Origin of the sequence: Xenorhabdus sp. PB61.4 (assembly GCF_963894935.1) — a bacterium.
GTDB lineage: Bacteria > Pseudomonadota > Gammaproteobacteria > Enterobacterales > Enterobacteriaceae > Xenorhabdus > Xenorhabdus stockiae.
On sequence record NZ_CAWQJR010000073.1, the window covers coordinates 1 to 5092 of the forward strand.

Consider the following 5092-nt stretch of genomic DNA (forward strand, 5'->3'; position numbering starts at 1 on the left):
TCAGCCGGATATTGAACTGATGCCAACCAAACTGCGGCAGTATCTCACTCAGCATCTGGCAGACTATATGCTACCCAGTGCATTTGTCATGTTAGATACTTTCCCGCTGACCCCCAACGGTAAACTTGACCGCAATGCACTACCTGCGCCGGATCTGTCTGCGGTGATAACACGTGACTATGCTGAACCTGTGGGCGATGTAGAAACCACATTATCGGAAATCTGGCAGAATTTACTGGGATTAGAGCGTGTCGGTCGTCATGACCATTTCTTTGAACTGGGCGGGCACTCGCTGATTGCCGTCAGTCTGATTGAACAATTACGCAACCGTGGATATTCACTGGAAGTACGCAGCGTTTTTGCCACACCGTTGCTGGCAGATATGGCGCAGGCAATACAGACAGGGATAGATACTCCACCGGTTCTGATCCCACCCAACCGCATTCCCGATGAATGCACAGCTATTACGCCTGAGATGCTGCCACTGGTGACGCTGTCACAAACCGAAATTGACACCATCATTGCGACGGTAACCGGCGGGGCGGCTAATGTACAGGATATCTATCCGCTATCGCCCTTGCAGGAAGGTATTTTATTCCACCACCAGTTACAGGAAAACAGTGATGCTTACTTATTGAATGCCCTGCTGGCTTTTGATACCCAAGCGCGTATGGAGACTTTCCTTACGGCCCTGCAACAGGTGATAGACCGCCATGATATCCTGCGTACCGCCTTCTGTTGGCAGGAACTGAGTCAGCCAGTACAAGTGGTTTGGCGGCAAACGCGCTTACCGGTGACTCCTTTTATCCCGACATCGCCAGAGAACATCCCAGCGCAATTACAGGCGCATATTGTCATCCCCATAAATATCACTCAGGCGCCCTTGTTCGCGGCCAGTACCGTTTATGATCCTGACAGTCACGAATGGTTACTGGGACTGCGTTTTCATCATCTGGTTAGTGACCATGTAACACTAGAGTTGATCATGGGCGAGATTCAGCAATTATTACAAGGCGAAGTCGAGTCACTATCTGCACCACTGCCATACCGCAACTTTATTGCCCAAATGCTGAGCGTACCGGCTTCGGAGCATGAGGACTATTTTCGTCAGCGACTTGGGGATATTGATGAACCCACAGCACCTTTCGGTTTACTTAATGTACAGGCAGATGGTACGGATGTGACGGAAGCACAACTGTCGCTGGAAGCTACTTTGTCGCAAACCCTCCGCGCGCTGGCCCGCCAACTGGGGATCAGCCCGAGTGTGCTGTTCCATGTTGCTTGCGCACAGGTGTTGGCCCATACCAGCGGGCGTGATGACGTGGTGTTCGGCACGGTACTGTCAGGACGGCTGCAAGGTACAACCGGGGCCGATCAGGTGATGGGGATGTTTATCAACACTCTGCCGGTCAGAATATCCCTGAAAAATCTCAGTGTGCTGGATGTAGTGCAGGCGACCGCAGGAGATCTGGCGATCTTGCTGACTCATGAACAGGCTCCGTTAGCTTTGGCTCAGCGTTGCAGCAACGTCCCCCCTCCCATGCCTCTGTTTAATGTTTTATTTAACTATCGTCACAACTCATCAGATTCTATCGAAAATTCTATTTTGAAAGACGTGCGTCTGCTGGTATCAGAGGAGAGAACAAATTATCCCCTAGCCTTCGCGGTAGATGATTCAGGGGAAGATTTCTCTCTGGTAGCCCAGTCTGTAACCGGAATAGATGCTGAACGAATAGTTAATTACTTGCACACAGCGATCAGCGAATTGATTCATGCGCTGATCACTGATCCCCGGCAGCTCGTGCAGGAGCTGCCTATTCTACCGGTGTCTGAACGTCAGCAATTACTGGTCGAGTTCAATAACACGCAGACCTATTTCCCGCAGGCTACTCTGACCCATGAACTATTTGAACAGCAGGTGATAGAAACTCCAACAGCTATCGCTGTCGTGTTCAAAGAACAGAAACTGAGCTACGACGAGCTCAATCGCCGGGCCAACCAACTCGCCCATTATTTAATTAAACTGGGTGTAAAACCGGATGATCGTGTCGCTGTTTGTGTTGAACGTAGTCCGGACATGGTCGTAGGATTATTGGCTATTCTGAAGGCAGGTGGTGCCTACGTTCCCCTCGATCCGGCCTATCCGCAGGACCGCCTGAGTTATATGCTCAATGATGCGGCTCCTGCCGTTCTTCTCACTCAATCCGCCCTGACGGAAAAACTGGATAATCAATTACCAACTATCCTGTTTGACGAGCCTACTTTATATGCTCTTGATGACATGCCAGATACAAACCCTGATCGTCGGGCATGCGGGCTTAATTCACGCCATCTGGCCTATGTGATTTACACCTCCGGTTCAACCGGTCAACCGAAAGGAGTCATGATTGAACATCGCAGCCTTTGCAATTTAGCCTTGTCTCATCTGGATATTTTGGCAGCAGAACCGACCGACCGTGTCCTGCAATTTGCTTCACACAGCTTTGATGCCTGTATTTTCGAATGTGTTATGGCTTTGCTGAGTGGAGCCAGCCTCTATCTTGCTGAGCGCGCAGATATCCTGCCCGGTGCCGCCCTGTTAAGAACTTTAGAAACCTATGCCATCACGCATTTGACGCTGTCACCCACTGCATTAGCGGCGATGGATACCCTCCCTACCACATTAAAAACGCTGATCACAGCTGGTGAAGCTTGCCCACTTTCGCAAGTCAGACGCTGGTCTGAGGGACGGAACATGATTAATGGATATGGACCGACCGAAATTACGATTTGTGCAACTACTTATCAGTGTAATAGTCAGGACGATATAGCACCGCCTATCGGTAGCCCGATAGCTAATACCCGAATTTATATTCTTGATCCCTTTGGTCAACTTGCTCCTTTGGGTGTGGCCGGTGAAATTTATATCGGGGGCATAGGTGTAGCCCGAGGATATCTCAACCGTCCTGAACTGACTGCCGAACGTTTTCTGCCCGATCCATTCTCCTCCGAGCCAGAGGCCCGTATGTACAAAACCGGCGATCTGGGTAGCTGGTTACCGAATGGTAATATTAAATACTTAGGCCGTAATGATTTTCAGGTCAAACTAAGGGGATTCCGCATTGAACTGGGAGAAATCGAGAGTCAGTTATTGCAATGTCCCGGTGTACACGAAGCAGTAGTATTGGCTCGTGAAGACGAAAGTACTGGCGCGCAGAAGCGGCTGATTGCCTATATCTTACCTCAGCCCGGTGTTGAGCTTATCCCGGCAGAATTACGTCAGCAATTAATGCAGCATCTGGCGGAATTTATGCTTCCTAGTGCCTTTGTTATCTTAGATGCTTTCCCATTGACTCCGAACGGCAAACTTGATCGTCAGGCTCTCCCCGCACACGAACAGTCAGCGGTCATTACCCGAAACTATGAAGCACCAGTGGGTGAGGTGGAAACGGCACTGACAGAAATCTGGCAGGAATTACTGGGGCTGGAACGAGTCGGACGTCACGACCATTTCTTTGAGCTGGGCGGGCATTCGTTGATCGCGGTCAGCCTGATTGAACGGTTGCGCTGCCGGGGATACGCACTGGATGTACGTAGCGTCTTTTCAGCACCACGACTTACAGATATGGCGCAGACAATACAGACCCAGCAAAACATACCTGATTCCGTGGTACCACCCAATCGCATTTCTGCCGATTGTACTGTCATTACGCCTGATCTCTTACCCTTGGTGACACTGTCACAAGAAGAAATTGATATTATTGTTGCAACTGTTCCCGATGGTGCCGCCAACGTACAGGATATCTATCCCCTCTCCCCTTTACAGGAAGGTATTCTGTTCCATCACCAGTTACAGGAAAGTGGCGATGCTTACCTGTCAAACAGCATACTGGCTTTTGATACCCGCTCGCGTTTGGATGCTTTCCTTGCGGCGCTGCAACAGGTCATCGATCGCCATGATATTTTGCGGACAGCTTTTTGCTGGCAAGGATTGAGCCAACCTGTACAGGTGGTCTGGCGGCAGGCGAAGTTGTTTGTAATACCGTTCATTCCTACATCAGCAGAGAATATCCCGGCACAATTACAGGCAAACATGCCGTGTCGGTTGGATATCAGTCAGGCTCCGTTGTTCGCTGCCAGTACCACCCATGATCCGGACAGTGACGAATGGCTGTTAACGCTGAATTTCCATCATTTGGTCAGCGACCATGTGACACTGGAATTAATCATGGATGAAATCCAGCAAGTCTTACAGGGACGAGAGGAATCCCTGCCTGTGCCACTGCCGTACCGCGATTTTATTGCCCAGACGCTGAGTGTACCCGCTTCAGTGCACGAGAATTACTTCCGTCAGCGACTGGCCGGGGTTGATGAACCCACCGCCCCTTTCGGTTTGCTTAATGTACAGGGGAATGGCACCGATGTGACAGAAGCACAACTGTCGCTGGAAGCAACTTTGTCGCAAACTCTCCGCACACTGGCCCGCCAACTGGGGATCAGCCCGAGTGTGCTGTTCCATGTCGCGTGGGCACAAGTGCTGGCCCATACCAGCGGGCGTGATGACGTGGTGTTCGGCACGGTATTGTCGGGACGGCTGCAAGGCACCACAGGAGCCGATCAGGTGGTGGGGATGTTTATCAACACCCTGCCGGTCAGAATCTCCCTGAACAATCACACGGTACTTGAAGTGGTTCAGGCAACGGCAAAAGATCTGGCTGACCTGCTGGAACATGAACAATTTCCACTCGCTCTCGCCCAGCGTTGCAGTGGTGTTACACCTCCCCAGCCGTTATTCAGTGCCCTGCTTAACTATCGCCATACTTCGTCCCACGGTTCGTCAGATTCCACGGATAAACCCGGCTGGGAAGGTATTCGTTCGTTGGCTTCTGAAGAGTGGTCAAACTATCCGCTGGATCTGTCGGTGGATAATTTTGAGGACGATTTTGCCCTGGTCGTTCAGGCAGTGAACAGCGTCGATCCGCGTCGGGTGGTGAATTATCTGTATCCGCTGGATCTGTCGGTGGATGATTTTGGGGACGGTTTTACACTGGTCGTTCAGGCAGTGAACAGCGTCGATCCACGTCGGGTGGTGAATTATCTGTATACTGCTCTG

At 51.0% G+C, this 5092-nt stretch carries 1 protein-coding gene; it reads left to right on the forward strand.

The annotated features are described in order from the left end of the window. The coding region (locus AACX68_RS05200; protein WP_228860759.1) for a non-ribosomal peptide synthetase at positions 1-5092 on the forward strand (5092 nt) is incomplete at both ends.